The organism is Arthrobacter terrae, from assembly GCF_015708085.1.
GTDB classification, from domain to species: domain Bacteria; phylum Actinomycetota; class Actinomycetes; order Actinomycetales; family Micrococcaceae; genus Arthrobacter_M; species Arthrobacter_M terrae.
This window is the reverse complement of the sequence record NZ_JADNYM010000008.1, coordinates 101357-125977: the sequence shown is the minus strand read 5'-3', so window position 1 is coordinate 125977 and position 24621 is coordinate 101357. Positions and strand designations below refer to the sequence as shown.

26 protein-coding genes are annotated in these 24621 nt (G+C 63.3%); 4 read left to right on the top strand and 22 right to left on the bottom strand.

Annotated features, from left to right (window positions below; translation table 11 throughout):
* Window positions 1–94: 94 nt before the first annotated feature.
* The 4 genes from IV500_RS08010 to infC all read right to left on the bottom strand — a co-directional run bounded on the left by IV500_RS08010 (window position 95) and on the right by infC (window position 3149).
* Complete coding sequence (locus tag IV500_RS08010) at window positions 95–1012, bottom strand: TrmH family RNA methyltransferase (protein ID WP_196396271.1); 918 nt, start codon at window positions 1010–1012, stop codon at window positions 95–97.
* A 63-nt stretch (window positions 1013–1075) separates the two neighbouring features.
* On the bottom strand, window positions 1076–1459 hold the full coding sequence (gene rplT / locus IV500_RS08005; RefSeq protein ID WP_196396270.1) for a 50S ribosomal protein L20: 384 nt from the start codon (window positions 1457–1459) through the stop codon (window positions 1076–1078).
* A gap of 102 nt (window positions 1460–1561) precedes the next feature.
* Complete coding sequence (gene rpmI, locus IV500_RS08000) at window positions 1562–1756, bottom strand: 50S ribosomal protein L35 (protein ID WP_196396269.1); 195 nt, start codon at window positions 1754–1756, stop codon at window positions 1562–1564.
* A gap of 106 nt (window positions 1757–1862) precedes the next feature.
* Window positions 1863–3149, bottom strand: a complete 1287-nt coding sequence (gene infC, locus IV500_RS07995; RefSeq protein WP_376770194.1) for a translation initiation factor IF-3 — start codon at window positions 3147–3149, stop codon at window positions 1863–1865.
* A 504-nt stretch (window positions 3150–3653) separates the two neighbouring features.
* Here infC and IV500_RS07990 point away from each other — a divergent pair.
* Window positions 3654–3971, top strand: coding sequence for a DUF1844 domain-containing protein (locus IV500_RS07990; protein WP_230854697.1), 318 nt, complete (start codon window positions 3654–3656; stop codon window positions 3969–3971).
* A gap of 10 nt (window positions 3972–3981) precedes the next feature.
* Here IV500_RS07990 and IV500_RS07985 read toward each other — a convergent pair whose 3' ends face one another.
* The 9 genes from IV500_RS07985 to IV500_RS07945 form a co-directional block, all read right to left on the bottom strand.
* Entirely contained in the window at window positions 3982–5271 is a 1290-nt protein-coding gene (locus IV500_RS07985) for an MFS transporter (protein ID WP_196396267.1), read from the bottom strand.
* Window positions 5272–5468: 197 nt separating this feature from the next.
* Window positions 5469–6035, bottom strand: coding sequence for a YdeI/OmpD-associated family protein (locus IV500_RS07980; protein ID WP_196396266.1), 567 nt, complete (start codon window positions 6033–6035; stop codon window positions 5469–5471).
* A gap of 71 nt (window positions 6036–6106) precedes the next feature.
* A complete protein-coding gene (locus IV500_RS07975) occupies window positions 6107–6985 on the bottom strand; it encodes an SseB family protein (RefSeq protein ID WP_312875865.1) in 879 nt (292 codons plus the stop codon).
* Entirely contained in the window at window positions 6982–7734 is a 753-nt protein-coding gene (priA, locus tag IV500_RS07970) for a bifunctional 1-(5-phosphoribosyl)-5-((5-phosphoribosylamino)methylideneamino)imidazole-4-carboxamide isomerase/phosphoribosylanthranilate isomerase PriA (RefSeq protein WP_196396264.1), read from the bottom strand. The genes IV500_RS07975 and priA overlap by 4 nt, the downstream gene beginning before the upstream one ends.
* Window positions 7735–7788: 54 nt before the next feature.
* On the bottom strand, window positions 7789–7947 hold the full coding sequence (locus IV500_RS07965) for a CG2302 family histidine operon protein (RefSeq protein WP_196396263.1): 159 nt from the start codon (window positions 7945–7947) through the stop codon (window positions 7789–7791).
* Window positions 7948–8634 (bottom strand): imidazole glycerol phosphate synthase subunit HisH, encoded by a 687-nt coding sequence (hisH, locus tag IV500_RS07960; RefSeq protein ID WP_196396262.1) that lies wholly within the window; start codon window positions 8632–8634, stop codon window positions 7948–7950.
* The gene (gene hisB / locus IV500_RS07955; protein ID WP_196396261.1) at window positions 8631–9257 is read right to left on the bottom strand and encodes an imidazoleglycerol-phosphate dehydratase HisB; all 627 of its coding nucleotides are present in this window, start codon (window positions 9255–9257) and stop codon (window positions 8631–8633) included. The genes hisH and hisB overlap by 4 nt, the downstream gene beginning before the upstream one ends.
* 64 nt (window positions 9258–9321) lie before the next feature.
* Window positions 9322–10419 (bottom strand): histidinol-phosphate transaminase, encoded by a 1098-nt coding sequence (locus IV500_RS07950; RefSeq protein ID WP_196396260.1) that lies wholly within the window; start codon window positions 10417–10419, stop codon window positions 9322–9324.
* A gap of 55 nt (window positions 10420–10474) precedes the next feature.
* Window positions 10475–10945 (bottom strand): LysM peptidoglycan-binding domain-containing protein, encoded by a 471-nt coding sequence (locus IV500_RS07945; protein ID WP_196396259.1) that lies wholly within the window; start codon window positions 10943–10945, stop codon window positions 10475–10477.
* A 329-nt stretch (window positions 10946–11274) separates the two neighbouring features.
* On the opposite strand from IV500_RS07945, the gene lexA reads away from it, so the two are divergent.
* Window positions 11275–12018 carry a transcriptional repressor LexA gene (gene lexA / locus IV500_RS07940; RefSeq protein WP_196396258.1) on the top strand — a complete coding sequence of 248 codons (744 nt, stop codon included), beginning with the start codon at window positions 11275–11277 and terminating at the stop codon, window positions 12016–12018.
* Window positions 12019–12152: 134 nt separating this feature from the next.
* Here the strand turns inward: lexA and IV500_RS07935 are convergent, their stop codons facing one another.
* Window positions 12153–14291 (bottom strand): ATP-dependent DNA helicase, encoded by a 2139-nt coding sequence (locus IV500_RS07935; RefSeq protein WP_196396257.1) that lies wholly within the window; start codon window positions 14289–14291, stop codon window positions 12153–12155.
* A complete protein-coding gene (gene hflX, locus IV500_RS07930) occupies window positions 14284–15804 on the bottom strand; it encodes a GTPase HflX (protein WP_230854691.1) in 1521 nt (506 codons plus the stop codon). Before hflX ends, IV500_RS07935 begins: the two co-directional genes overlap by 8 nt.
* Before the next feature lie 590 nt (window positions 15805–16394).
* Between hflX and IV500_RS07925 the strand changes: the two genes are divergently transcribed.
* A complete protein-coding gene (locus IV500_RS07925) occupies window positions 16395–17033 on the top strand; it encodes a class I SAM-dependent methyltransferase (RefSeq protein ID WP_196396255.1) in 639 nt (212 codons plus the stop codon).
* Window positions 17034–17069: 36 nt separating this feature from the next.
* Here IV500_RS07925 and dapF read toward each other — a convergent pair whose 3' ends face one another.
* The 7 genes from dapF to IV500_RS07890 form a co-directional block, all read right to left on the bottom strand.
* The gene (gene dapF, locus IV500_RS07920; RefSeq protein ID WP_196396254.1) at window positions 17070–18005 is read right to left on the bottom strand and encodes a diaminopimelate epimerase; all 936 of its coding nucleotides are present in this window, start codon (window positions 18003–18005) and stop codon (window positions 17070–17072) included.
* A 9-nt stretch (window positions 18006–18014) separates the two neighbouring features.
* Window positions 18015–18920: a tRNA (adenosine(37)-N6)-dimethylallyltransferase MiaA gene (miaA, locus tag IV500_RS07915; protein WP_312875864.1), complete on the bottom strand. Its 906-nt coding sequence runs from the start codon at window positions 18918–18920 to the stop codon at window positions 18015–18017.
* Window positions 18921–18922: 2 nt separating this feature from the next.
* Window positions 18923–20464 (bottom strand): tRNA (N6-isopentenyl adenosine(37)-C2)-methylthiotransferase MiaB, encoded by a 1542-nt coding sequence (miaB, locus tag IV500_RS07910; protein WP_230854690.1) that lies wholly within the window; start codon window positions 20462–20464, stop codon window positions 18923–18925.
* A gap of 95 nt (window positions 20465–20559) precedes the next feature.
* Window positions 20560–21873 (bottom strand): coiled-coil domain-containing protein, encoded by a 1314-nt coding sequence (locus tag IV500_RS07905; RefSeq protein WP_230854654.1) that lies wholly within the window; start codon window positions 21871–21873, stop codon window positions 20560–20562.
* Window positions 21874–21951: 78 nt separating this feature from the next.
* Complete coding sequence (locus IV500_RS07900) at window positions 21952–22461, bottom strand: regulatory protein RecX (RefSeq protein ID WP_196396337.1); 510 nt, start codon at window positions 22459–22461, stop codon at window positions 21952–21954.
* A 35-nt stretch (window positions 22462–22496) separates the two neighbouring features.
* Entirely contained in the window at window positions 22497–23549 is a 1053-nt protein-coding gene (gene recA, locus IV500_RS07895) for a recombinase RecA (RefSeq protein ID WP_196396251.1), read from the bottom strand.
* 194 nt (window positions 23550–23743) lie between these two features.
* Window positions 23744–23962 carry a DUF3046 domain-containing protein gene (locus IV500_RS07890; RefSeq protein ID WP_196396250.1) on the bottom strand — a complete coding sequence of 73 codons (219 nt, stop codon included), beginning with the start codon at window positions 23960–23962 and terminating at the stop codon, window positions 23744–23746.
* A gap of 40 nt (window positions 23963–24002) precedes the next feature.
* Between IV500_RS07890 and IV500_RS07885 the strand changes: the two genes are divergently transcribed.
* Window positions 24003–24587 (top strand): MarR family winged helix-turn-helix transcriptional regulator, encoded by a 585-nt coding sequence (locus IV500_RS07885; protein ID WP_196396249.1) that lies wholly within the window; start codon window positions 24003–24005, stop codon window positions 24585–24587.
* The last annotated feature ends 34 nt before the right edge of the window (window positions 24588–24621 follow it).

Sequence of the window (24621 nt, the reverse complement as noted above, 5' to 3'; positions counted from 1 at the left end):
GAAATCAGCAAACACGGAAAGGGCCGGCACCATTGGTGCCGGCCCTTTCTAACGTTCCACGATCCGGCTTAGTACGTTCCTCAGTGCGTCGGGTCTACTGTCTGCCGTCGCGCTGCTGGGACCGGGCAGTGGCGTAAAGACAGACGGTGGCGGCGGTCGCGAGGTTGAGGCTTTCCGCGGATCCATACACGGGAACCGCCACACGGTGATCCGCTTCCATCAGCTCTTCCTCGGAAAGGCCACGGGCCTCATTGCCGAACAACCACACGGTGGGCTTCTCCAACTCACACTGTGATTCCGGCACTTCCTGATCGAAGCCGCGGGCTGCACTTTCGTCCTGCAGATCATCGAGGTTCAGGTGCCCATAGCCGTCGGCCGCCAGGACCATCATGCCCGCTGCCTTGCACTGCCTGACCAGGTCGCCCACCTCGACCCCGGTGACCACGGGCAAATGAAACAGCGAGCCGACGGTGGAACGCACCGCCTTGGGATTATAAATGTCAACGCTGGAGGCAGTAAATACGACGGCATCAGCGCCCGCAGCATCCGCGGCACGCAGTACCGTTCCCGCATTGCCGGGATCACGCACCTGACATAGCACCGCGATGAGCTTTGGCTTCCCGGCCAACACCTGGTCCAGTGGGACATCCACAAAATTGCAGACGGCGAGGATCCCCTGCGGCGTGACGGTGTCCGTCATGGCTTCAAGCACCAGCTCGCTGGCCACCCGCATGTGCAGTCGGCAGACCGGATCTTCGGCAAGTTCGAGCAGCTGGGGATGTTTCTTCAGGCACTCGAGACTGGCATACACCTCGGTCACCAACTCGCTGCCGCCTGCGGTGAGAGCGTCGCGGTGTGCCCTGAGCGCTTCGCCTACGGCCTGCGGTCCTTCCGCCAGGAACTGTCCGCGCCTTAAACGAACCGGGCGCCCTGCCAGCTTGGCAACGTCCCGCACCCGATCTGCTCGGGGATTGGTCATTGCATCTGCTGGCGGACGCCCGGATTCAGTCATTCTAGGACTGTAGCAGTGTTCCGCCGCGGCCTAAAAAGCCGGGCCGGATGGCTGCGTTCTACGTTAGCGGGCCACCGGTGCCGAGGTGTCGGCAGGAAGTGCGGCCTTGGCCAGCTGAACCAAGCCGGCGAACGCCCTGGCGTCGTTGACAGCCAGATCAGCCAGCATGCGGCGGTCCACCTCGATTTCAGCGGCCTTCAGGCCCTGGATCAGCCGGTTGTAGGTGAGCCCGTTGGCCCTGGATGCCGCGTTGATGCGCTGGATCCAGAGGCGGCGGAAGTCACCCTTGCGCTTACGGCGATCGCCGTAGCTGTACACAAACGAGTGCAGCAGCTGCTCTTTTGCCTTGCGGTACAGCCGTGAACGCTGTCCCCGGTAGCCTTTGGCGCGCTCAAGAATAACCCGACGCTTCTTATGGGCGTTAACCGCCCGCTTCACACGTGCCACGTGCGTACTCCTTAGATTTCTGTGATCCCAAGCCAAACGTGCCTGAGAAGGCTTATTGCGGTGCCGCTACCCGGTTCGGGTAAGCAGCCGATTGACTGTGGGTCAGATGCCCAGCATCTTGCGGATGTTGCGTGCATCTGCCGGAGCAACAATCCTGTCGCCGGCCAGGCGACGCTTCAGCGAGGACGGCTTGTGCTCAAGGTAGTGGCGTCGGTTTGCCTGCTGCCGCTTGAGCTTTCCGCTTCCGGTGAGCTTAAAGCGCTTCTTGGCACCGCTGTGGGTCTTCATTTTCGGCATGGGAACCGATCTCCTTACGTATCCACCGGCGCTGCCTGTGGTTCTCTTTGCAGCAACCGGTTAGGTCACTGGGGGGGGTAATTCACGGCCGGATAGGGCGGCTGCCCTACTCAGCTGAGTCTGGGGTTTCCTTGCTGCCCTCGGCAGCAGCAGGCTGGCTGTCCGCTGCACGCGGCGCCGCTTTCGCTGCAGGCCTGGCTTCTGTTGCCTTCGTCGATGCAGGCTTAACCGACGCAGGCTTGACCGATGCAGGCTTGATCGGAGCGGGCTTTGCGACCGGCTTCGGCATAGGCACCGGCTTCGGAGCAGGAACTGGCTTGGCGGTCACTGGCTTCGCCGCTTCCGCCGGTTTCGTCACCGGCCGTGCGGCAACGCTGGGTGCGGCCAAGGGACCTGCCGAAGCAGGGGCCTTCGCGGCCGTTGCCGGCCGTGCAGCCGCCGGAGCGGTGGCCGACGGAGCGGTGGCCGACGGAGCCTTAGCCGTCGTCGGCCCTGTGGAGGTAGCCGGCCGTGCGGACGTTGCCGGCCGTGCAGAGGTAGCCGGCCGTGCGGATGCGACCGGACGTGTGGAGGTAGCCGGACGTCCCATCGACGGTGACCCGCCGCCGGCAGGAGCTGACGCCGGGCGTTTGTCGGCGGTCCTGGCGGCCTCCGTTGCAGCCGAAACAGTGCTTTCCGAGTCCGGCGTCTGAGCTGCCGGAGTTTCCACTGTTCCGGTAGCGGCCGGTGCGACGGCCGCAGGGGCCGGCGTGCGGTCTTCGTTCAGGTGCAATCCCTCAGGCAGCAATTCGGCAAGGCTTTGCGTCATCGGTGCCTGGCTGTCGCGGTCCACATCGACGCGCTCGTGGCCGGAAGCCACCGCTTCGTTGTGTGCCTTGGAATCCGCACGCTGCGCGGCGCGTCGGGCTTCGGCTTTGGCCTCCGCTTTGTTCTTCAACGGCCCGATCACCATAACCATATTCCGGCCGTCGATGCGCGGGCTGGACTCGATTGCTCCAACCTCACCCACATCCGTGGCAAAGCGCTGGAGCAGACGGATACCCATTTCCGGACGCTGCTGTTCGCGGCCGCGGAACTGGATCATGGCTTTGACCTTGTCCCCGGCTCCTAGGAAGCGCAGCGCATGACCGGTCTTTGTTTCGTAGTCGTGCTTGTCGATCTTGAGACGGAAACGAATTTCCTTCAGGACCGTGTTGGTCTGGTTTTTACGCGCCTCACGGGCTTTGACAGCAGCCTCGTACTTGTACTTGCCGAAGTCCATCAGTTTGCACACCGGCGGCTTCGCAGTCGGCGCTACCTCAACAAGATCAAGGTCCGACTCAGCGGCAAGACGCAGTGCGTCTTCAATGCGAACGATACCGACCTGCTCACCTGCTGGTCCTACCAACCGCACCTCGGGGACGCGGATCCGATCGTTGATTCGTGGCTCGCTAATGTGTAACTCCTGTGGTCTTGACGAACGTAACTGACACCAGAAACAGGAGAAGGCCTCCGACTGCTGGCGCAATCAGAGGCCTCGGAGATCGGCAATCGGATGTCCCTGAAAGGGTATCCACGGCGCTCCTGTCGAAGCCCGGCCGACCTTTACCCGGTAACTCCGGGGGCCTGCCCGGATTAATCGGGGAGGACCTTTCCGGGTCGACGGGTGGGAGAGAACTCCGCTTGCTAACTGAATGTGCTCTGCGCGCCATCCGCATCTGCTGTTGCCGGCAGTCTGGGATCCGGGCGAAATAACGACAATCAGTTGGTCTGTGACAAGCTTACCAGCATGAGTACCTCAGAAAACAATTCAGCGGCAGAGCACACCCGTCACAGTTTCAGTCCCGAGCCGGAGCGCGCCGCTGTGGGTCCGCAGTCCTCCAGCGCAATCACCGATGACGACCGGGCGCACGGGCAAATGCGCGACATTGCTGAGGTCCCCGCCGTCGAGGTTATTACGACGGCGGCAGTGCACTTGATGAGCGCAGCAGCAGTTAAGTGCGGACTTGCCGATGGCGCCGATGCCCAAGAGCTCAAGGACCTCGACGAGGCCCGCAAGCTGATCACAGCGCTGGCAGGTTTTGTTACCGCGGCCGCCCCGGAGATCGGCAGCCAGCACGCCGGTCCGTTGCGCGATGGCCTGCGGTCCCTGCAGCTGGCCTTCCGCGAGGCGTCCGAATTCCCGGATGCACCGGGGAAGGGGCCGGGCGAGAAGTTCACCGGCGCCGTCAACTGAGCAGGAAGGCTTAGACGCTGGCCGGGTATCTGAGCGAGCGCCGTCTCAAGGACTGCGCCAGCAGGCCCGCCAGCGCCAACACCGCGGCCAGGACCCCGATCATGGTGAAACCTCCCCACGGTCCGACGGCGTCGATCATCATTCCGCCGAAAGGTGCCCCGACTGCGCTCCCCAATGTCAGCGATGAGCCATACCAGCCCATCGCCTCGCCGCGGCGTTTTTCCGCTACCAGCTCGGCGATCCGTTCCGCGCTGGAGGTCAGGACCGGTGCACATAACAGTCCGGGCGGGATCGAATAAAGGGCTAAGGTCCAGGTGTCCGTGGCGAAACCCATCGGGATCGTCAACACTGCCATCGCCGCCAGCATCCACAATGGGTTCACGGGCCTGCTCAACGCACCATAAATGAGACCGCCGACCACCGATGCGGCACACCAGAACACGAGTACGATGCCCATTTCGGAGATCTGCCCGGAATCGCGCAGCACAGCGACAATGCCGACATCGGTCCCGGACAGCACCAACCCGGCGCCCAAGGAGGCTCCGAGAACAGCGATCACCCCAACATTGAGCCAGGCCAGATTCCCTCTGGTACGGCCCCAGAACCTGCCCACTGCGTTGGTCCCGGCGAACGACTGACTATCGGCTGCCTCAGCCGGAGAGAGCTCCTCCATCGAAGCAACCTCGTCGTTAACGTCCTGCTGGTAGCTGTCGGGTTGGCCAGAGCGGGTCGGCGGGTTGAACCACATCAGCAGCAGACCGGCCACGGCCGATGCGGCACCGATTAAAATCAGGCCCGCCACCGAATGCAAGGTGGTGGCGAGCAAGACGCCCGCCGCCGGGCCCACCATGAAGGTCAGTTCCGCGCCCACGGCATCGAGCGCATAAGCGGTCCGCCGCTTCGCCGGAGGGACCATCACTCCCAGAGCCTGCCGGACCACGGAAAAGATCGGCACCGAGAACAGCCCGCCGATGACGGCCGCCACGAGCAACAGCTGGTAGCCCAGGAACGGTGCCACCGACCACACCGCAACCTCCGAAATCACCGACGGAATCAGGGCACGGCGCAGACCCACCAAATCCACCCGTTTCCCCCGCCACGGCGCGCCGAGGGCAATACCGACGGTGACGGCGGCCGCCACGCCCCCGGCGGCTCCATAGCCCAGACCCATCGTATCGACGACATGCAGTGTCACCAGGACACCTGCCGCCGCATGCGGGATGCGTGCCAGCATCGCCACCAAGAGCAGCCTTCGTACGGGGGCGATCGAGAGCAGTTCCCGGTAACCGGCGAAATTCACCCTGCGTATTCCTTCTCATTCGTCGTAAAGTCATCAGTGGTAAATCCGGCTACGCCGTCCTAAAGTGTGCGTGCCGCAGCCAAGCTGACCGGCTGCGGAGGCTTCCCGCATCCTATCTTGATTAGGCGCAGGAAGCCCCTGCCACGATCCCAGACGCTGCCGCACCGCCCACGACAGCATGGCCGACCTCACATTGGTCACACTGCTGCTGCGAGTTTGCCGTTCCTGGACAGGTCCGGGTCGGTGCATGAGGCGAGATCGAAGCAACATGGCCGTCGCTTGCCGGATCGGAGCTTGGAGATACCGACCTCGACGCGCCGGCTGCGGGTTTGCGGGTTCCTGGTGGCATTTATCCAGCGCACCCACTCCCAGCGGGACATCGCAGTGATGCCCTGCCACACCTTGCAGATATCGGGCGCGCCGGCCAGCGCGGCTTGGAAATCTTCCGGAATCTCGGGCTCCGGCCAGTCTTTGGTCGGTTCAATCCCAAGCGCTACGGTATCGCCGCCACTGACCGACAGGGCCCGCGACGTCTTCTCGTCGACATCGAGCCAGTGACCGCGCATACCGTCGGGTTCGATGACTGTTTGAAAAGCGTGGCCGTTCATTACTGCCTTGACCGCGACCTGGCCCCGGGACGGCAGCTTGGCGCTTGCATCGTCAGGCAACCTCAGTATGAGGCGGCCACCGATCGTTCTCACTGTCGCTTCAAAGCGGACAGTCAACGCAGCGGCATCAATCCGTGCAGGTGTTTTCTCAGCCATGGCATCATTCTAAGCACGGTGCCCATCGATGCCGTCGGTGCTTTCAGCGCACCACTTTCAGCGCACCACTTTCAGCGCACCGCCTGCAGGCGGACCTCCAGAGAATCCACCGCAACAGCGAAATATTCGTCACTGGACCAGAGCCGCTGTAAGTCCGTCATCAGGGCGTCCAGTTCCCCCCGGTCAAGACCGTCGGCCAAAGCCACGTCAACCCGCAGCTCCGGTCCCGCGCCGCCGCCGGCGCAGACACGTCCGGTGCTATCGGCAGAGACGATTCCAGACCCGGGCTCCGCGGTGATTCCCAACAGCGCCGGATGGGCCACGGCCGCCAGCGACGCGGCCAGCACTTGCGCTATCTGCGGGTCAGCGTAACTGGGCTGCCAGCGCTCCTGCCTGGCCAGCGCCCACAGCCCTGGCCGGCGGGCGACGAAGGTTTGCCCGGCGCCCGGATCCACCACCAGCAACTGCGCGTCTTCGGCCACCGCCGAAAGGGCTGCCCGGGAGGCGTAGACCGCCACCGGCCTTGCCTGCGGATGCCAGCGGGCAAGGTTTGCAGTGCAGCTGAACACCGGCAGAGCCCGCCGACCGTCCGGCGCCGTCAAGGTCACCAGCGCCATATCCGATTCTTTATCCGACATCAGCGAGTTCCCGCCCACCTGTGATTGCGCCACTTCCGCCACTTCCGCCACGATCGGCACGAACACCCGGGCGGTGGCCAGGGTCTGGACTACCGCCGCCTCATCCCCCGTCCCTGCCGCCAGTGCCGCCAGCGCCGCCGCGTACCCGGCGTCAGTGCCGCCGTCGTCGTCGTCAAAGTTGTGGTACGTCTGCATCGGGTTCAGCGAACGTCCCTGCCAGAGCTGGCCGGCGGAGTCTGCGGAACCGCCCGCCGCCGCCAACGCAGCAGTAATGTGTCCGGGCAGCGGACGGTGTGCTGGTCCTTCCGTCACGCCCCCCAACGCCGCCCCGCAATTTCAAGTGCCTGCGGAAGGGTGAAGGCGCCTGCATAGAGCGCCTTGCCGACGATCGCGCCTTCGAGCCCCAGTGGAACAAGAGCACGCAGTTCGCTCAGGTCCGCCAGGCTGGAGATGCCGCCCGAGGCGACAACGGGCTTGCCCGTGCGCTGCAGCACTTCACGAAGCAGCTCAACATTCGGGCCGCGCAACGTTCCGTCCTTCGTCACATCTGTCACCACGTACCGTGGGCAGCCGGCGTCCTCCAGCCTGGCGAGGACTTCCCAGAGATCTCCGCCCTCTTTGGTCCAGCCGCGAGCGGCCAAGGTGGTGCCGCGTACATCGAGGCCGACGGCGATCTTGTCGCCAAAGCGATCAATGGCCCGAGCGGTCCAGGCCGGGTTTTCCAGTGCCGCGGTCCCCAAATTGATCCGCTCGGCACCGAGCTCGAGGGCGCCTTCCAGCGAGGCGTCGTCCCGAATTCCACCGGAGAGCTCCACCTTCACGTTCAGTGCCCGCACTACCTCACGCATGACTTCCAGATTGGAGCCACGGCCGAACGCAGCGTCCAGATCCACCAAATGGACCCACTCCGCCCCGTCATTTTGCCACGCTAAGGCGGCGTCCAGCGGCGCGCCGTAGCCGGTCTCGCTGCCGGCCTCACCTTGGACCAGGCGCACCGCCTGACCATTGGCGACGTCTACCGCGGGAAGCAGTTCCAGGATGGCGGTGTCAGTACTGTTCATCGTGTCCTCATTGGTCTGGGTTCATGGTTTGGGGCAAGCTGATTCCAGGTGCTGTTATTTACCTGGTAGGGTGAGCAGAAATGCGGCCACTAGCGCCATAACGGCCAGGACCGCAAAAGAGAGCACGGTCCAGCGCGGCTTTTTCTGTTGGTGAAAGGCGATGGCGCCCCCGACCAGGAGCCCGGCCAATCCCATCAGAATGACGGACCACATTCAAGCCACCGCCTTGCGCAGCGAGTCTACCCAGTTGCGCAGCAGGCGGGCACCGGCATCCCCGGACTTTTCCGGATGGAACTGGGTAGCACACAGTGGTCCGTTTTCGACGGCGGCGATGAAGCGCGACCCGTGCTCGGACCAGGTAACCAAGGGCGCCTGCATCCGCGGCTGCACCACATCGAAGTCCCATTCCTGAACGCCGTACGAATGCACGAAGTAAAAACGCTCCGCCTCGACGCCCCGGAACAGCGTAGAACCGGGCGGGACCTGAACGGTGTTCCACCCCATATGGGGCACCACGGAGGCTGGGAGCAGTTCCACCGTTCCGGGCCATTCGCCCATTCCCGGCTCGCTGTTTCCATGTTCGACGCCGCCGTCAAAAAGAATCTGCAGCCCCACGCAGATGGCCAGGACCGGTCGGCTACCGGCCACCCGGCGGCCGATCATCCGCAGCCCATCAACGGCTTTGAGTTCCTTCATTACGGTAGCGAAGGCCCCCACTCCGGGCACGACGAGTCCGTCGGCGGTGAGGACGTCTTCGGGCTTCGCGCTGAGGGTCACCGCTGCACCTGCCCGTTCCAGCGCGCGGACGGCTGAGCGGACGTTGCCCGAGCCATAGTCCAGCACCGTCACCGTTGGTTTAGCGGCGCCACCGGGCCCGGTTGGATCCTGGTCCGCCGTCACAGGCTGCCCTTCGTTGACGGGATACCACTGACACGCGGATCCGGTTCGATCGCACTGCGCAGGGCACGCGCAAGCGCCTTGAATTGTGCTTCAACGATGTGGTGTGGGTCCCGTCCGGCCAGGACAGTCATATGGAGGCAAATTCTGGCATGGAACGCGATCGATTCGAAGACGTGCCGGGTCAGGGACCCGGTGAAGTGCCCGCCAATCAAGTGATATTCCTGCCCTGCAGGCTCTCCGCTGTGGACCAGATAGGGCCGGCCGGAGACGTCGACAACTGCGTTCGCCAGTGCTTCATCCAACGGAATGGTGGCTTCCCCAAACCGTCTGATGCCTGCCTTCGTACCAAGCGCCTGGCCCAACGCTTCCCCGAGGGTGATGGCAACATCTTCCACGGTGTGGTGCGCGTCAATGTGCGTATCCCCCGTCGCCTTGACGGTCAGGTCGATGAGCGAGTGCTTCGACAGCGCAGTGAGCATATGATCAAAGAACGGTACGGAGGAATCGATGCTGGACTGGCCGGTGCCGTCCAGATCCACCTCAACCAGCACTGACGACTCGCTGGTGGTCCGGGACAACCGGGCGGTGCGGGCAGTTCCGGAGGAAGTTTGGTTCTCGCTCATGGCGGGTCCTTAGGTGCTGGATCGAACAGAAAGTATCGGTGGGATCTTCAGGAATTACTGCGTCTCAGTGGCCTAAAAGCACCGCAAGCTGAGTCAGGAAAGCCGTCGTTTCCGCCTCGGTGCCGGCCGTGACCCGCAGATGGCCGGCGATGCCGACATCCCGGATCAACACCCCGGAGGCAAGCAGTCCCGCCCAGATCGACTGCGGGTCCTCGAGGCCGCCGAAGAAGACGAAGTTCGAATCCGACGGCGCTGGCTGCAATCCCATCCCGGCGAGCCCTGCGACAATCCTGTCCCGTTGGATTTTGATCTGCTCAACGTTGGCCAGCAGCGAATCCGAGTTCCGCAGCGCCGCGACAGCCGTTGCCTGGGTGATGGCGGATAGGTGGTACGGCAGCCTTACCAGCCGCAGAGCATCGGAAATTTCCGGTGCCGCGGCCAGGTATCCCAGCCGGGCCCCTGCCAGCGCGAATGCCTTGCTCATAGTGCGGGAAACGATTAGCCGTTCCCGGCCGGGCAACAGGGCGATGGCGCTGGCTGTCCCATCGTGGGCAAACTCGGCATAGGCCTCATCAACTATCACTACCGTCCGCGACGCGCTCCCGGCCTCATACACTGCCTCGACGACGTCATTACCCAGAGCCGTGCCGGTTGGATTATTCGGCGAGCAAAGGAAAACAATATTCGGCGCGAGTTCGCGGACTTGCTTCGCCGCGGACTCAGCGGTCAGGGAAAAATCTGCGGCGCGGGCACCACTGACGTATTCCGTCCCGGTACCGCTGGCCAGCAGCGGATACATCGAGTAGGTGGGAGGAAAACCCAAAACCCTGCGCCCGGGACCGCCGAACGCCTGCAGAATCTGCTGCAGCACTTCGTTGGAACCGTTGGCGGCCCAGATATTCTCAGCGGCGAGCCCATGCCCCAGGTAAGCAGCCAGAGCCCGTCGGAGCTCGGTAAATTCACGGTCGGGATAGCGGTTGAGGCCGGCCAGTACGTCATCGACGGCTTTCAGGATGGCGTCGCGGGCATCCTGCGGGACACCGTAGGTGTTTTCATTGACGTTGAGCAGAATGGGGACGTCCAGCTGCGGAGCGCCATAAGGATGCTGTCCGCGAAGGTCATCGCGCAGGGGCAGCCGTTCAAGACGTTCAATCTGGTTCACAACCCTAGTTTAAGCGTCCCCGCACTCGGGGTCGAACCACAGCAGTCACAATCGCTCAGCCCGGCAGCGGAACGAAGAGTTGCTGGCCCGGCTGGAGAACTGAGTTGGAGAGGTTATTGAGCTCCACGAGGTCCGCCACGACGTCCCGGGGATCACGGTTCGAATCAGCCGTCGACGCGATGCTCCACAGGGTCTGGCCCGCGAGAACGGTCACCGTAGCTGCATGGACACCCACCGAACCGGAACCGACCGATGCCTGGGCCGGTGCGGTGAAAAACCCTGCCAGTACCAGCACCACGATGGCGGCCAGCATCAGCGGCACGCCCACGAGCACGAAGCGCCCCCGCCGGGTTAGCCGCAGCGGCGCCCGGCCGGCCGGGCGGACGGCACCGGCGTTGTGGACGGCACCGGCGGTGTGGTCCGATTGCGGCGTCCGGGACACCTGAGCCGAACGAACTATGTGCGCGGCAGCCCCCGTGCGCTCTATCCGGGCTGCTGCGAAATCAAATACTGGTGTGGCGTTCATGGTCTTCACCTTTCACGGTACGAAGTTCCGGTGCGGCGCAACTCCCCTGATGCCGCTTTCCTGGGCAGGCCTCGATGTACCGACCGTGCCGGTCACGAAGGCTGTTTCTGGTGGGAGAAGCTGTCTAGAACACGTATTCGAAACTGTATTTATCTGTTGTAGCACTAAGTGACGATGCCTGACAAGACTCGCTAGAACATATGTTTGAAATACGGGTAAAACTGCCCTAGATTGGTAGCAGGATTCGGTCACAGGAAGAGTCCATCAGAGCCCACTGACATTAATCGCCCACTGGGCCCGCAGTTCGTTCATGAAAGGGACAGCACGTCATGTCAGCTCCGGAATTCATTCTCCACAGCGGGAACAGCGCCAGCCGCGCCGGCTTCAAAGGCCTGACCGTGCGTCAGAAGAAGATCCTCGAATGCATCCAGCGTTCGATCAGCGACAAGGGCTATCCGCCCTCAATGCGGGAGATCGGCGACGCCGTAGGCCTGGCAAGTCTTTCCAGCGTCACTCATCAGCTGGCGCAGCTGGAGAAACAGGGTTATCTTCGCCGGGATGCCAAGCGACCGCGGGCCATGGAAGTCCTGATCCCTTTGACGCTTGACAACGGCAAGGTAGAAATCGAAGGAGTGCCGGCGCCGGATCAGCTTCGCAGTGCCAGCGGCCTCAACATGGCGGAACTGAGCAGCTCCTCGGACACTGCCCTGGTGCCGCTGGTTGGCCGGATTGCCGCCGGTGGCCCGATCCTGGCTGACCAGGTGGTTGAGGACATCATGCCGCTGCCCCGGCAACTGGTAGGCCACGGCGAGCTGTTCATGCTCAAGGTCAGCGGCGACTCAATGGTCGACGCAGCGATCTGCGACGGAGACTGGGTGGTGGTCCGGCAACAGGCGAATGCAATTAATGGCGACATCGTGGCCGCCCTCCTCGACGACGAGGCGACCATCAAGACGTTCCGCCAGCGCGATGGACACACCTGGCTACTGCCGCAAAACACCCGATACGAGCCGATCATGGGCGATCACGCCACCATAATGGGCCGGGTCGTTAGCGTGCTGCGGTCCATCTAGACCAACGCCATCCGCAGGCGGCTCAGTACCGACGCTCGCAGGATACTCCGGCGGGGACAGCCGTACCGGGCCGCTTTCGCCTGCACCGTTCCTGACGTACTGCACCGTTCCTGACGTACTGCGCCGTTCCTGACTTACTGCGCCGTTTCCTTTTCGTGCCGCAGGCGCTCCAGTGCGCTCATCACCAGTGCACGATCGGTGGTTGGCCAGAACGGTGGCAGCGCGGCCCGCAGGAATCCGCCGTAACGGGCCGTGGCGAGGCGCGAATCCAACACCGCCACCACGCCCCGGTCGGTGGAGGAACGGATCAGCCGGCCGGCCCCCTGCGCAAGCCGGATCGCCGCGTGCGTGGCGGAAACTGACATAAAGCCGTTGCCGCCGGCCTTCGCGATCGCCCGCGAGCGCGCAGTCATCAGCGGATCATCCGGGCGGGGAAACGGGATCCGGTCGATCACCACCAAACGGCAGGAAGCACCCTGAACGTCAACACCCTGCCACAGCGACATGGTGCCGAACAGACAGGTGTCCGGTTCCGCGGCAAATTGCTTAACCAGTGCTGCCATCGACGACTCGCCCTGGCACAGTACGTCGACAGCCAACCGCGGCCGAAGCGCGTCGGCTGCATCCTCGGCAGCGCGGCGGGACGAGAACAGGCACAAGGCACCGCCTCCAGAGGCACAGATCAGTGCCTCCAGCTCGTCAAGCTGCTCGGCTGAAGTTCCGCGCTCCGGTTTGGCCAAATGCGCCGCCACATAGAGCATTCCCTGTTTGGCGTAATTGAACGGAGATCCAACGTCCGCCCCGTTCCAGCTCGGGGCCCCGGGCCCAAGCAACCCCAAGCCGGCCGCGGCGGGATCAAAGGCGGCACCGATAGCCAACGTTGCCGAGGTCAACACCACCGTGTGCTCGGCGAAGAGCCCCTCGCGCAACTTGTCGGCGACGCTGAGCGGGGCAATGTTGATCAGGGCAGGAGCAGACTCGTCGGGCGGGGAATACCCCTGCTGCGGAGTAAACCCGCTGGGGCGGGAGATCCAGACGACTTCACCGGCCGCGCGCGCTACCAGCAGCCGCTCGGCCAACTCCAGAATCAGGGTAATGCGTGAACGCGCCATCTGCCGTCCGCCGTCGGCTGCATTGCCGGAGTCGGCCTTCGAATCCGACAGCGCCGTTCGACATGCGTCCCGCACTTGGTCGAGGGCCATTAGTTGCGCTTCATTCAGTCCGGAAGCCAGCAAACCGGACGGCAAACCGTCAATGGCGGCTTCAAGATACGTTGCAGCGGAATTGAGTGCTTCGGCCGAGATGCCCGTGTTCTTGCGGGCGCTGGACGCCGCAACGTGAATCATTTGGACGGAGAGCTGGCCGCTGACCGCGCCGGTGACCCTGTCCTGCAACTCGTGGGCCTCGTCGACGACGACGACGTCATACTCCGGCAGGACGGCAAGACCTTCAAAGGCGCTGATGGCCAGCATCGCGTGGTTGGTCACGATCAGGTCCGCCTCCGCGCCGCGGACCTTCGCCAGTTCGCTGAAACACTCCAAGGCCAGAGGGCATTTCTGCGCACCCAAGCACTCCATCGACGTCACCGATACCTGACGCCAAGCGCGGTCACTGACACCGGGGGTGAGTTCGTCCCGATCCCCCGTTTCGGTTTCCTCTGCCCAATCCCGAAGCCGGACTACCTCGCGGCCCAGTTGGCTGCCCGGTCCCGAGGAAGCCCCGGCAGGGTGAACTACGCTGGTGTCCTCCCCGAGGGCGAACAGCTGGCCTTCGGATGGTTCCTCGGAAGGAAAGCCACCCTGCAGCTTGTGCCTGCAGACGTAGTTACTGCGGCCCTTCACTAACGCCACCTTCACCGGCCGCGGCAGCATCCCGGAAATGGACTCGAGCAGACGTGGTAGATCGCGGCTGACAATCTGCGCCTGCAGTGCCAATGTGGCGGTGGAGACCAGTGACGGCTTGTTGCTCTGGAGCGCATGGGCAATGAGCGGAATCAGGTAGGCCAGCGACTTTCCGGTCCCGGTACCGGCCTGTACCAGCAGGTGGTCACCGGTCTGGATTGACCTGACCACCTGCCGGACCATTTCATGCTGCCCGTCCCGGCGTTGGCCGCCCATCGATTCCACCGCCGCATCCAGGAGCCCAAAAGCGAATTGTTCACCGGCAGAACCCTGCAGTTCCACCCCTGCCTCAGCTGCCCCCCTGGCCTCGCCTGTCCGGACAATTTCAGTAGGCTGACCGGTGTCACCTATCCGAACCGAAGCCTTAGCCATGGAGGACAAAGGGCTCCAATTCCGCGGCCAGTCCCGCCCGCACCTTCACGCTCGCGTGCGTTCCGGACTCACCGTGGTCAAGAGCGAGGATTTCTGCATCGGATTCGTGTAGTTTGCTGATCAGGTCCCCCCTGTCATAGGGGATCAGCAGCTCCAGCTTCACTTCGGGGCGCGGGATCGCCTCGCTGATGGCAGCGAGGAGTTCGTCAATGCCTTGACCCGTGCGCGCTGAAACAACGACGTTGCGCGGCTCACGCTGACGGAGCCGCTCGATCACAAAAGGGTCAGCGGCATCGGCCTTGTTCAGGACAATAATTTCCGGAATCTTCCGCGCATCCACTTCACTGAACACCTGGCGTACGGCTGCGATCTGGCCCTCCGGATCGGGATGGGACGCATCCACGATATGCAAAATCAGGTCCGAATCCGCAACTTCCTCCAGCGTCGAGCGGAAAGCCTCGACCAGTTGGGTCGGTAAGGACCGGACAAACCCGACGGTATCGGCCAAGGTGTACCCCAGCCCGTCCGCCGTTTCCGCCTTGCGGACTGTTGGATCCAACGTGGCAAACAGGGCATTTTCCACCAGGGCTCCAGCGTTGGTGAGTCGGTTTAGCAGGGAGGACTTACCGGCATTTGTGTAGCCGGCGATGGCCACGGAAGGCACGGAATTACGACGGCGGTTGGCCCGCTTCGTATCGCGCGCCGGTTTCATGGCGGCAATTTCCCGCCGCAGTTTCGCCATCCTTGTCCTGATCCGCCGACGGTCCAGCTCGATCTTCGTCTCACCCGGACCGCGGGCACCGATTCCGCCACCGGCGGCACCGATCCGGCCGCCCGCTTGCCGGGACATGGATTCACCCCAGCCGCGCAGCCGCGGCAGCAGGTATTCCATTTGAGCCAATTCCACCTGTGCCTTGCCCTCGCGGGACTTGGCATGTTGGGCGAAGATGTCCAGGATCAGCGCGGTCCTGTCGATCACCTTCACCAATACGATGTCCTCCAGTGAGCGGCGCTGCGACGGCGCCAGCTCGCCGTCGACTACGACTGTGTCAGCCCCTGTCGCGGCAACAATGTCCTTGAGTTCCTGCGCCTTGCCGGATCCCAAATAGGTGCCGGGGTCAGGCTTCATCCGCCGCTGGACAATGCCGTCCAAAACCTCTGAACCGGCCGTCTCGGCCAGCGCGGCCAGTTCACGCAGCGAGTTTTCCGCGTCGGCGAGCGTCCCTTCGGTCCACAGTCCTGCCAATACCACCCGCTCCAACCGCAACTGGCGGTATTCGACCTCGGTAACGTCTTCCAGCTCGGTGGAGAGCCCGGCGACGCGTCGCAGGGCGCGACGGTCCTGCAGATCCTCTTGATCGCCGTCATACGAGCCATGTTCGCGTTCCAGAGCAGAGATTGCCTGCGCCTTACTCAAATTGGTGCTGACCGCGCGGGCACCAGAGTGCGCGGTCATCCCGGCGTCCTTGGCCAGGATCCGGTCAATAACAGCCTGGATGTCCGCGGCAGACATGTCCTGACCATCCCCGGAGGTACCGGCTTCATCTGCGCCGGTTCCGTCTGGGCGGATATCATCCTGGCCGGAGGCCGGGTTAGCGTGGGTCATAGTCTCCTTCAGAGTGTGATGTTTAATATCGTAGTCCGGTCCAGAGACATCTGCGTCTCGAGGGCCCGGGCCGGTTGCATGGGGCGGTAGCCCTGAATTTTTGTCCTTTATTAGTGGTCCTGCTCATTAATCGTCGACATCATTAATCGCCGGCACGCAGGCGGCCCGGATTTTGTTCATCGTCAGGGTTGCTCACGGAAGGAAACTTCGGCGCGTGCCGGATGGGAATATGGATTACGGGGCGGCTGCCCAAACAATGGCGGGCCAGCCGGCGAGGCCGCGGATCAATCGACGTTGAACGCAATGGCCCGGTGAGCCCTTGACAGTGCCTTGCGTACCGCCCACACCGGCGGTCGGGGCGGAGACAGTCTAATCACACAAAGTTCATGTAGTTACTCTACCAGTGCTCCGTGCAGTGCTCTGGAGAATTATGCGCGCGGCGGACGAGTCCTGAGTCGGATTCCGTTTCCGGCTCCAGCACACTAACGTGACGGACTATGGGCTCGGATCATTATTTCAGCGCGCAACCGGCAGGGCCGGAAAAACGGCGGCCACTTCAGGTGATCCTTAGTGGTCAGAAACGGCAGCTGACCACCGCGGCCGGCATCTTCAGCCCGGACGCCATAGACAAGGGAACGGCCATGCTATTGGCGCACGCTCCGGCTCCCGCGGAGCAGGGCAATCTTTTGGACATTGGCTGCGGCTGGGGTCCGGTGGCATTGACGCTGGCCCTACGTTCCCCCGGGGCGCGGGTTTTTGCAGTAGACATCAACGAACGCTCCGTGTCGCTGACCCGCGACAACGCGGACACGCTGGGTCTGTCCAATGTAACCGCCAGCCTCCCCGGGGAGGTGGACCCGCTGTTGACTTTTAATACAATCTGGTCCAATCCGCCGATTCGGGTCGGAAAAGACGAATTGCATGCGTTGCTCCGCCTCTGGCTGCCGCGGCTCGCTCCCGGCGGGTTGGCGTATCTGGTGGTGCAGAAGAACCTTGGAGCGGACTCCCTGCAGCGCTGGCTTACCGCGGAGTTTCCCACCCTCGGCGTCGACCGGCACAGCACGGCAAAGACGTTCCGTATTCTGGAAATATCCCGGACCGACGGAAACTGGGAACATAGGGAAACAGGAAAATAATTAGTGCAGAATATTTACTGCACCGCATGTCAAGTCCTAGCTGATGGTTCCGGTGGCCACGATAACTGCCGGTCCGCTGAGCTCGACGTGCTCTGTCCCATCGGCACCGGGAAGGAACCGGACGCCTAAGTCGCCGCCGGGAACGCTAACCCGCCACACATCCGGTGCCGTCGCGCCCGCCCAGAAGCGGGTCGCCACAGCGGCTGCGCAGGCGCCGGTACCGCAGGAGAGGGTCTCCCCCACTCCCCGCTCGTGGACGCGCATGGCAATAACGCCGACGCCGTCGACGACCAGCGGATCGGCCGGGACGGCCAACTCCACGTTCGTTCCATTCTTCGGCAGCGGATCCACGAGGGGCGCTTTGGTCAGATCCGCAGCCGCGAGTTCATCGACGTGGGCCAACGCGACCACGGTATGGGGGTTACCCATGCTGATCGAGATGCCCGGACGGGCCACGTCCAGGCCGCCGGCCGTGACGAGCGAATCCATCCCGCGGGCGTCCGCCTGCCCCGGTTGGATGAAACTCCACGGTCCCATGTCCACCGCATAACCACCCGCCGTGCGGAGGACGATCTTGGCACCCCCACGGGTGGCAATGGTCAGAGTCTGCCCGATGGAAAGCGAAATCAGCTTCCGGGACAGCAGAAATTCAACAAAGACCCGAACGCCATTACCGCACATTTCGGAAACGGAGCCGTCCGAATTGCGATAGTCCATGAACCACTGCGCCTCCGGCTCCCCGGCCAGCAGCGCCCGCCCCTCGGCAAGCGCTTCCGAACGCACCGCACGAATCAGCCCGTCCGCACCGATCCCGCGGTGCCGATCGCACAGCGCGGCGACGTGACCTGCCGGCATGTCCAGTAGGCCATCCGGGTCGGCGATTATGACGAAGTCATTGCCCGTGCCGTGGCCCTTCGCGAACGTGAGGCCCGTGAGGCCCGGTAATCCGGGCGCCTGTGGATCATTTGTCATCTATTAACCCTACGTCAGTGCAACCTGGGCCAGCACTGCCGGCAGCAGACCTGCAGCGTCACTGTCGAACCAGCTGATCCGGGGATCGGCGCGGAACCAGGTCAGCTGGCGGCGGGCAAACTGCCTTGTTGCCGCCACCGTTTCCGCGCTGGCCTGCCCTACCGTCGCGTCGCCGTCGAGCATGCGCAGGAACTGTTGGTAGCCCAGCGCACGGGAGGCAGTTTTGCCTTCCCGCAGGCCGTCCCGATCCAGCCCCGCGACCTCAGCGGCCAGTCCCGCCTGAACCATCCGGGCAACGCGTTCCTCCAACCTGCGGTACAGGACAGGACGCTCCACGCTGAGCCCGATCTGGACGGTTGGCTGAAAATAGACCCGTTCAGGCATGAATGAACTAAACGTCCTGCCGGTGAGTTCGTGGACCTCCAGCGCACGAACCACGCGCCTGCCATCGCCTATCCTGCCCGCAGAGACGGGATCCACCTTGTGCAGGCGCTCCAACAGCGGCTCGAATCCCTGTTCCACCAGTTCGTGCTCCAGCCGCAGCCGGATCGCCGGATCCGTACCGGGAAACTCCAGCACATCCACGGCCGCCCGGACATAAAGCCCGGAACCGCCGACCAGGATGGGTGTCTTGCCCCGCCGGTGGATGTCCGCAATGACGGCACGGGCCAGCCGCTGGAAGTCAGCCACGCTGGCCTCTTCACGGACCTGCAGAATGTCCAGCAGATGGTGCGGCACGCCACAACGCTCGGACAGGCGCATTTTCGCCGTTCCAATATCCATGCCGCGGTAAAACTGCATCGAGTCTGCATTGACGATTTCGCCGTCCAACTCAAGTGCGACCGCGACCGCAAGGTCCGACTTCCCCGACCCGGTAGGGCCGACGACGGCGACGACGGGCCGGTGCGCGGGCACGCCTATCCGACCAGCGGTGCCGGGAGTGCGGGCATGCCAAGAGCGACAGCCCTGCGCGGTCCCGTGGAACCGGTGTGCCCTGATTGCCCTGCTTGCCCCGCGGACGGTGTCCCGCAGGATCCGGCCTGCGAGCGGTCCCAGGCATCGCCGGCGCTGGAGCGGCGGACGCTGTAGTCTGAGCCAGCTTCAGGGTCAGCAACCAGATGGAAGGCCGCGGCCGAGGTGATAGTCACCGTAACCAGATCGCCCGGCCGCGGCACAGTGCCGCCGTCGGGGACGGTGAAGTGCACCAGGCGCTGGTCCTGGGCACGGCCGGAGAGGCGGCGGGTCTGTGCCGCCTTGCGTCCGGACTGAGCCGTCACCATGACTTCAACAGTGCGCCCGATCTGGCGTGCGTTCTCCTCGGCGGCTATTCTGTCCTGCAGCGCCGTGAGACGTTCAAATCGTTCCTGGACGACGGCCTTGGGCAATTGGTCGGGCAGCTCCGCTGCCGGTGTGCCCGGCCGCTTGGAGTACTGAAAAGTGAACGCGGTGGCAAACCTGGATCGTTCCACCACGTCGAGGGTCGCCTGAAAATCCTCCTCGGTCTCGCCGGGGAAACCGACAATGATGTCGGTGGAAATTGCCGCGTGTGGAATTCGCTCCCGGACCCGGTCCAGGATGCCCAGGAATTTTGCGGACCGGTAGGAACGCCGCATGTCTTTTAGTACCTTGTCCGAGCCCGACTGCAGCGGCATATGCAGCTGCGGCATGACGTTCGGTGTCTGCGCCATCGCGTCAATCACGTCATCGGTGAAGGCCGCGGGGTGCGGGCTGGTGAAACGGACTCGTTCCAGTCCGCTGATCCCGCCACAGGCGCGCAGCAGTTTGCTGAAAGCCTGCCGGTCACCAAATTCAACGCCGTAGGAGTTGACGTTCTGGCCCAGCAGGGTCACTTCAATGACGCCGTCGTCCACCAGCGCCTGGATCTCGGCCAGGATTTCGCCCGGACGGCGGTCACGCTCCTTCCCGCGGAGCGAGGGCACGATGCAGAACGTGCAGGTGTTATTGCAGCCCACCGAAATGCTGACCCAGCCGGCGTAAACCGAATCGCGCTTGACCGGAAGGGTGGAGGGGAAGACGTCCAACGACTCCAGAATCTCCAGCTGAGCATCGTCATTATGCCGGGCGCGCTCCAGCAAAACCGGCAGGGAGCCCACATTGTGGGTCCCGAACACCACGTCCACCCAGGGCGCACGCTTCAGGATGGTCTCGCGGTCCTTTTGCGCCAGACAGCCGCCCACCGCAATTTGCATGCCCGGATGCGCCTTCTTGACCGGCGCGAGCATCCCCAGGCTCCCGTAGAGCTTGTTGTCAGCGTTCTCACGCACAGCACAGGTATTAAAGACAACGACGTCCGCATAGTTTTCGAAGTGGCCGTCTGCTGGGCCGCCCGCCGCTTCGACCAGGCCCGTCGCCTCAAGCAGACCAGCCATCCGCTCGGAATCGTGGACGTTCATCTGACAACCGAAGGTGCGCACCTGGTAGGTACGCGGACGGGTCATGGTGTCGGTGGCGGAATTTTCAACGCCGGAAATGGTCAAACTCACCCCACCAGCTTAAGACCTGCACGGTGGTGGTCGTTAACCGGTGACTTCTGCTAGTACCAATTGTGCGAGACCTCATGGTCCCAGGCACCGCAGGGGGAACCATATCTATCCCGGATATACCCCAGGCCCCAGTCGATTTGCGTCCGGTAGCTGGTCAGCCAATCGCTGCCTTGCGAACCATACTTGCTCGGCAGCAGTGCCTGGGCAATGCCATAGGCGCCGCTGGACTGATTAGTCGCATTGGTCAACCAGCTGGACTCTTGGATCCACAGCTGCACCAGGCACGGGAACTGATCCTGCCCCCAGCCGTTCGCCCCCAGCCGGGCCGAGGCGTAGGCCTTCGCCGCCGCAGGATCATTGACCTGGTTCCCCGGAATGTTCGGCAGTAACACGTCCACGGGAATGTACCCACCACCGCCGGAGCCTTCTCCCTCAGCAGGTCCTGAGGTGCCGGAACCCGGCGCCTGAGGCGAGCCGGAGCCTGCGGTCCCCGCAGGGCTCCCACCGGCGCCTCTGGTTCCTTGTTGCGTGGCAGCAGCTGCGGCGGCGGCCGCTTGCCGGGCCTGCTCCTCGGCTGCCGCCCGCTTGGCCTGCTGCGCCGCTTCATAAACCGCCATGGCCACCTGGCCCTTGCGGTACTGATCTTCGGTGGCAACCGTGGAATCCTTCAGGGACGCCAGCGCAGCTACCAGTTGCCCGCTTTGCTGTTGCTGGCTAACAACCTGAGCCTCCACGGCTGCCCGCGCCGCCACGGCGTCATCCAGCTTGTGCTGGGCTTCGCCGGCGAGCCGCTCCCGCTCGGCCCTCGCCGCCTTTTCCTGATCGGCCAGCGACGTGGCCGTCCCCTGAGCCACCATGGACTTGTTGTAGAGAGCGGTAGCCCTGTCGGTGACAATACCCAAAACACCCAGACGCTGCAGACCGTCCTTGCTTCCCAGCGCATCAAGGGAGGCAAACAGGCCAAGGCTTGAGCCGCCGGATTTGTAACTCTGCGCAGCCAGTGCACCGGCTTCCTTTTTATAGTGCCCCACGACCGCTCCGGCACTTTGCGCCTGTGCGGCCAGCAGATCCACCTTCGCGCCGGCAACGTCCAGCCCGGCTTTGGCCTCGGCATAACTGGCGCCGGCCTTAACGGCGGCATTACCGAGCTGATCTGCCTGCCCCTGCAGCCCGTCCAGCAGCGTGTTGATCCGCGTGATTTCGGACGCCTTGGAGGATTCGTTTTGTTTCGCCGTCTGCACATCCTGCCAGGACGGAAATCCGCTCGGTGGAGTCGCCTCATCGGCGCTCGCCGGTCCGGCCAATGCGACCGGAACTACGGCACCGTACAGCAGTACAGCGGCCAGCAGGGCCGCTGTACTCATAACTCTCAACCGCATGGGGAACATGAACATAATCCGACCAGCATAACCGCAGGTTGCACTGGTTTCCCGCAGCCGCTGTCAGCTCTCCTGTAACTGCTCCAGGTAAGCATCAATTTCCGCGGTCACAATGCCGAACGCCAGACCGGGCGCATAACCCTTGCGCGCGAGCATGGCGACCAGTCGGCGGACATATTTGTCCCGTTCCCCCCGGCCCCCAAGCGCCATCTGAGGGCGGAGCTTTCGGCGAACCAGCGCAGCCGCCGAGCGGTGTTCGTCATCGTCGGATAATTGTTCGAGCGCCTGCTCAGCGCAGTCCCCCGAAATACCCTTCTGCGTCAGCTCCCGCCGAAGAGCACTGCGGGTCAAGGAACGCGTCTGCGCACGGCTGCGGACCCACATCCGGGCGAATTCGGCGTCATCAACCAAATGCACTTCTTCAAACCGGTCCAACACCGCATCCGCGACGTCCTTGGGGACGTTACGCTCGGTGAGTTTGTCGGCCAATTGCAGCCGGCTCTTGGCCGAACCCGTCAGCTGCCGCAGCACGATCGTCCGCGCCACGGCGGCCGGATCCGCATCCGGGTCCATTTCGGCATGCCCCCGGTTAGCGGACACTCGCGCGCCTAAAAGCCGTCGACGGCTTTGAGCTTGGGTTCGGCCTCATCGGCGGCCTCCGGCTTGACACCGACGCCCAGCTTTTCCTTGATCAGCCGTTCCAGCTCTTCGGTCAGTTCCGGATTATCCCGCAGGAACCGGCGGGAGTTCTCCATGCCTTGTCCGAGCTGATCACCGTCATAAGTGAACCAGGAACCGGATTTTTTGATAATGCCGTGCTCTACGCCCATGTCGATGATGCCACCCTCGCGGGAAATGCCCTGGCCATAGATAATGTCGAATTCGGCGATCTTGAACGGCGGCGCCATCTTGTTTTTGACGATCTTGGCCTTCGTGCGGTTACCCACCGCATCCGAGCCTTCCTTCAGGGTCTGTATCCGGCGTACATCGATGCGAATGGAGGCGTAGAACTTCAACGCCTTGCCGCCGGTGGTGGTTTCCGGGCTGCCGAAGAAGACCCCTATCTTTTCACGCAGCTGGTTGATGAAAATAGCGGTGGTCTTGGTCTGGCTCAGCCGTCCGGTGATCTTGCGCAGGGCCTGGCTCATCAGGCGGGCCTGCAGGCCCACATGGCTGTCACCCATATCACCTTCAATTTCGGCCCGTGGTACCAGCGCCGCCACCGAGTCGATGACAACAATATCCAGCGACCCGGAGCCGATCAGCATGTCCATGATTTCCAGGGCCTGCTCCCCGGTGTCCGGCTGCGAAACGAGAAGCGCATCGACGTCCACGCCCAGCTTGGCAGCGTAGTCAGGGTCCAGGGCGTGTTCGGCATCGATGAAGGCGGCAATTCCGCCGAGTTTCTGCGCGTTGGCCACGGCATGCAGCGCAACGGTGGTCTTACCCGAGGACTCGGGCCCGTAGATCTCCACTATCCGCCCGCGAGGCAGACCGCCGATGCCCAGGGCGATGTCCAGGGCGATGGAGCCGGTTGGAATGGTCTCGATCGGAACGCGGACCTCGTCCCCCAGCCGCATGATCGATCCCTTGCCGAACTGCTTGTCAATCTGCGCCAGTGCTGCTTGCAGTGCTTTTTCACGGTCTGCCGGAGCTGCCATGATTCACCTCGGTCTTTCCTTTTTTGCCATTTCTGGTTTTGCCATATCCGTCAATTACGACGCTAGTCCAGGCCACCGACATTTTGAGCGGGAAGCTCCCGGGTGTGGACAACAACCGAATGGAATGCGTGCCATAGTCACTGTCTACATGATATCCGTATACGAACAGATATTCGAGTATGAAAGGCGGCGTGTCACGTCGCCGGGGTGTCTTTGCCCAATCGACGCTCGGGCGGCACATCCTGCATCTGACAGACCGCCTGCCATACCAAGCGGGGATCGAGCCCCGCCTGCAGTGCCTCCTGTGCGCTGCGGCCACCCGCCTCGCTCAATACCAGATCGCCCGCGAGCACGCGGGAATAGCCCGCGCCGAATTCGTCATCCATCAAACGCCAAAAATCGCTTATCCGCACCCGTAGAGTCTCTCACGGTCCCCCAACCTACAATGAATAAATGACTGCTTCAGCCTCTGGCCCGCATCCCAATGCCGCCGCCGTTCCGGCGGACGTCCTGCAGACCCAAGCGATAGCCGAAGCCGGCGACGACGACGCCGTTGACGCCGTCGAACGCCAATTAACACTGCTGTGGCGCCGTGCCCGCTCGATTTCCCTCAACCTCTCCCGCAGCGTTCATCCGGAGCTGGAACCTGCCGCTTACGGCCTTCTGACAATTTTGGTCCGCGAAGGTTCCATGCGGCTGACCGATCTCGCGGCATGCATCGGTGTGGGGAAACCCTCGGTCAGCCGGCAGGTGGCTTTTTTGGAAACCATCGGACTGGTCCGCAAGGAAGCCGACCCGCTGGACGGGCGGTCCCAGGCGATTTTACTGACCGAAAGGGGGGCCGAACGGATGCGTGCCGTCCATGCGGCCCGCAAAGAAGCCTTTCGTTCCCAGCTGCAGCACTGGTCCCGTGGCCAGCTGCTGGATCTCGCCGAGCTGATGTCCAAGCTCAATGATGACTACGGCCAGGACTTTCCGGTCCGCCTTGCTAAAGACGCACGCAAAGAAGCAGCCGGGGAACCGCAGGAACCACACTAGCGTGCCGTGCGGCTATTGCCGCGTGGATGGCCGG

Bases quoted from the DNA above. Each gene is read 5' to 3' on its own strand.
- priA (WP_196396264.1), bottom strand. From the start codon at position 7,734: ATGAACAGTACTGACACCGCCATCCTGGAACTGCTTCCCGCGGTAGAC.
- IV500_RS07935 (WP_196396257.1), bottom strand. From the start codon at position 14,291: ATGGCTAAGGCTTCGGTTCGGATAGGTGACACCGGTCAGCCTACTGAA.
- IV500_RS07965 (WP_196396263.1), bottom strand. From the start codon at position 7,947: ATGTGGTCCGTCATTCTGATGGGATTGGCCGGGCTCCTGGTCGGGGGC.
- IV500_RS07945 (WP_196396259.1), bottom strand. From the start codon at position 10,945: ATGAACGCCACACCAGTATTTGATTTCGCAGCAGCCCGGATAGAGCGC.
- IV500_RS07925 (WP_196396255.1), top strand. From the start codon at position 16,395: ATGGGCTCGGATCATTATTTCAGCGCGCAACCGGCAGGGCCGGAAAAA.
- recA (WP_196396251.1), bottom strand. From the start codon at position 23,549: ATGGCAGCTCCGGCAGACCGTGAAAAAGCACTGCAAGCAGCACTGGCG.
- IV500_RS07900 (WP_196396337.1), bottom strand. From the start codon at position 22,461: ATGGACCCGGATGCGGATCCGGCCGCCGTGGCGCGGACGATCGTGCTG.
- miaB (WP_230854690.1), bottom strand. From the start codon at position 20,464: ATGACCCGTCCGCGTACCTACCAGGTGCGCACCTTCGGTTGTCAGATG.
- hisB (WP_196396261.1), bottom strand. From the start codon at position 9,257: ATGAGCGAGAACCAAACTTCCTCCGGAACTGCCCGCACCGCCCGGTTG.
- rpmI (WP_196396269.1), bottom strand. From the start codon at position 1,756: ATGCCGAAAATGAAGACCCACAGCGGTGCCAAGAAGCGCTTTAAGCTC.
- IV500_RS08010 (WP_196396271.1), bottom strand. From the start codon at position 1,012: ATGACTGAATCCGGGCGTCCGCCAGCAGATGCAATGACCAATCCCCGA.
- dapF (WP_196396254.1), bottom strand. From the start codon at position 18,005: ATGACAAATGATCCACAGGCGCCCGGATTACCGGGCCTCACGGGCCTC.
- IV500_RS07885 (WP_196396249.1), top strand. From the start codon at position 24,003: ATGACTGCTTCAGCCTCTGGCCCGCATCCCAATGCCGCCGCCGTTCCG.
- IV500_RS07990 (WP_230854697.1), top strand. From the start codon at position 3,654: ATGCGCGACATTGCTGAGGTCCCCGCCGTCGAGGTTATTACGACGGCG.
- lexA (WP_196396258.1), top strand. From the start codon at position 11,275: ATGTCAGCTCCGGAATTCATTCTCCACAGCGGGAACAGCGCCAGCCGC.
- IV500_RS07905 (WP_230854654.1), bottom strand. From the start codon at position 21,873: ATGAGTACAGCGGCCCTGCTGGCCGCTGTACTGCTGTACGGTGCCGTA.
- IV500_RS07980 (WP_196396266.1), bottom strand. From the start codon at position 6,035: ATGGCTGAGAAAACACCTGCACGGATTGATGCCGCTGCGTTGACTGTC.
- hflX (WP_230854691.1), bottom strand. From the start codon at position 15,804: ATGTCTGCCGCGGACATCCAGGCTGTTATTGACCGGATCCTGGCCAAG.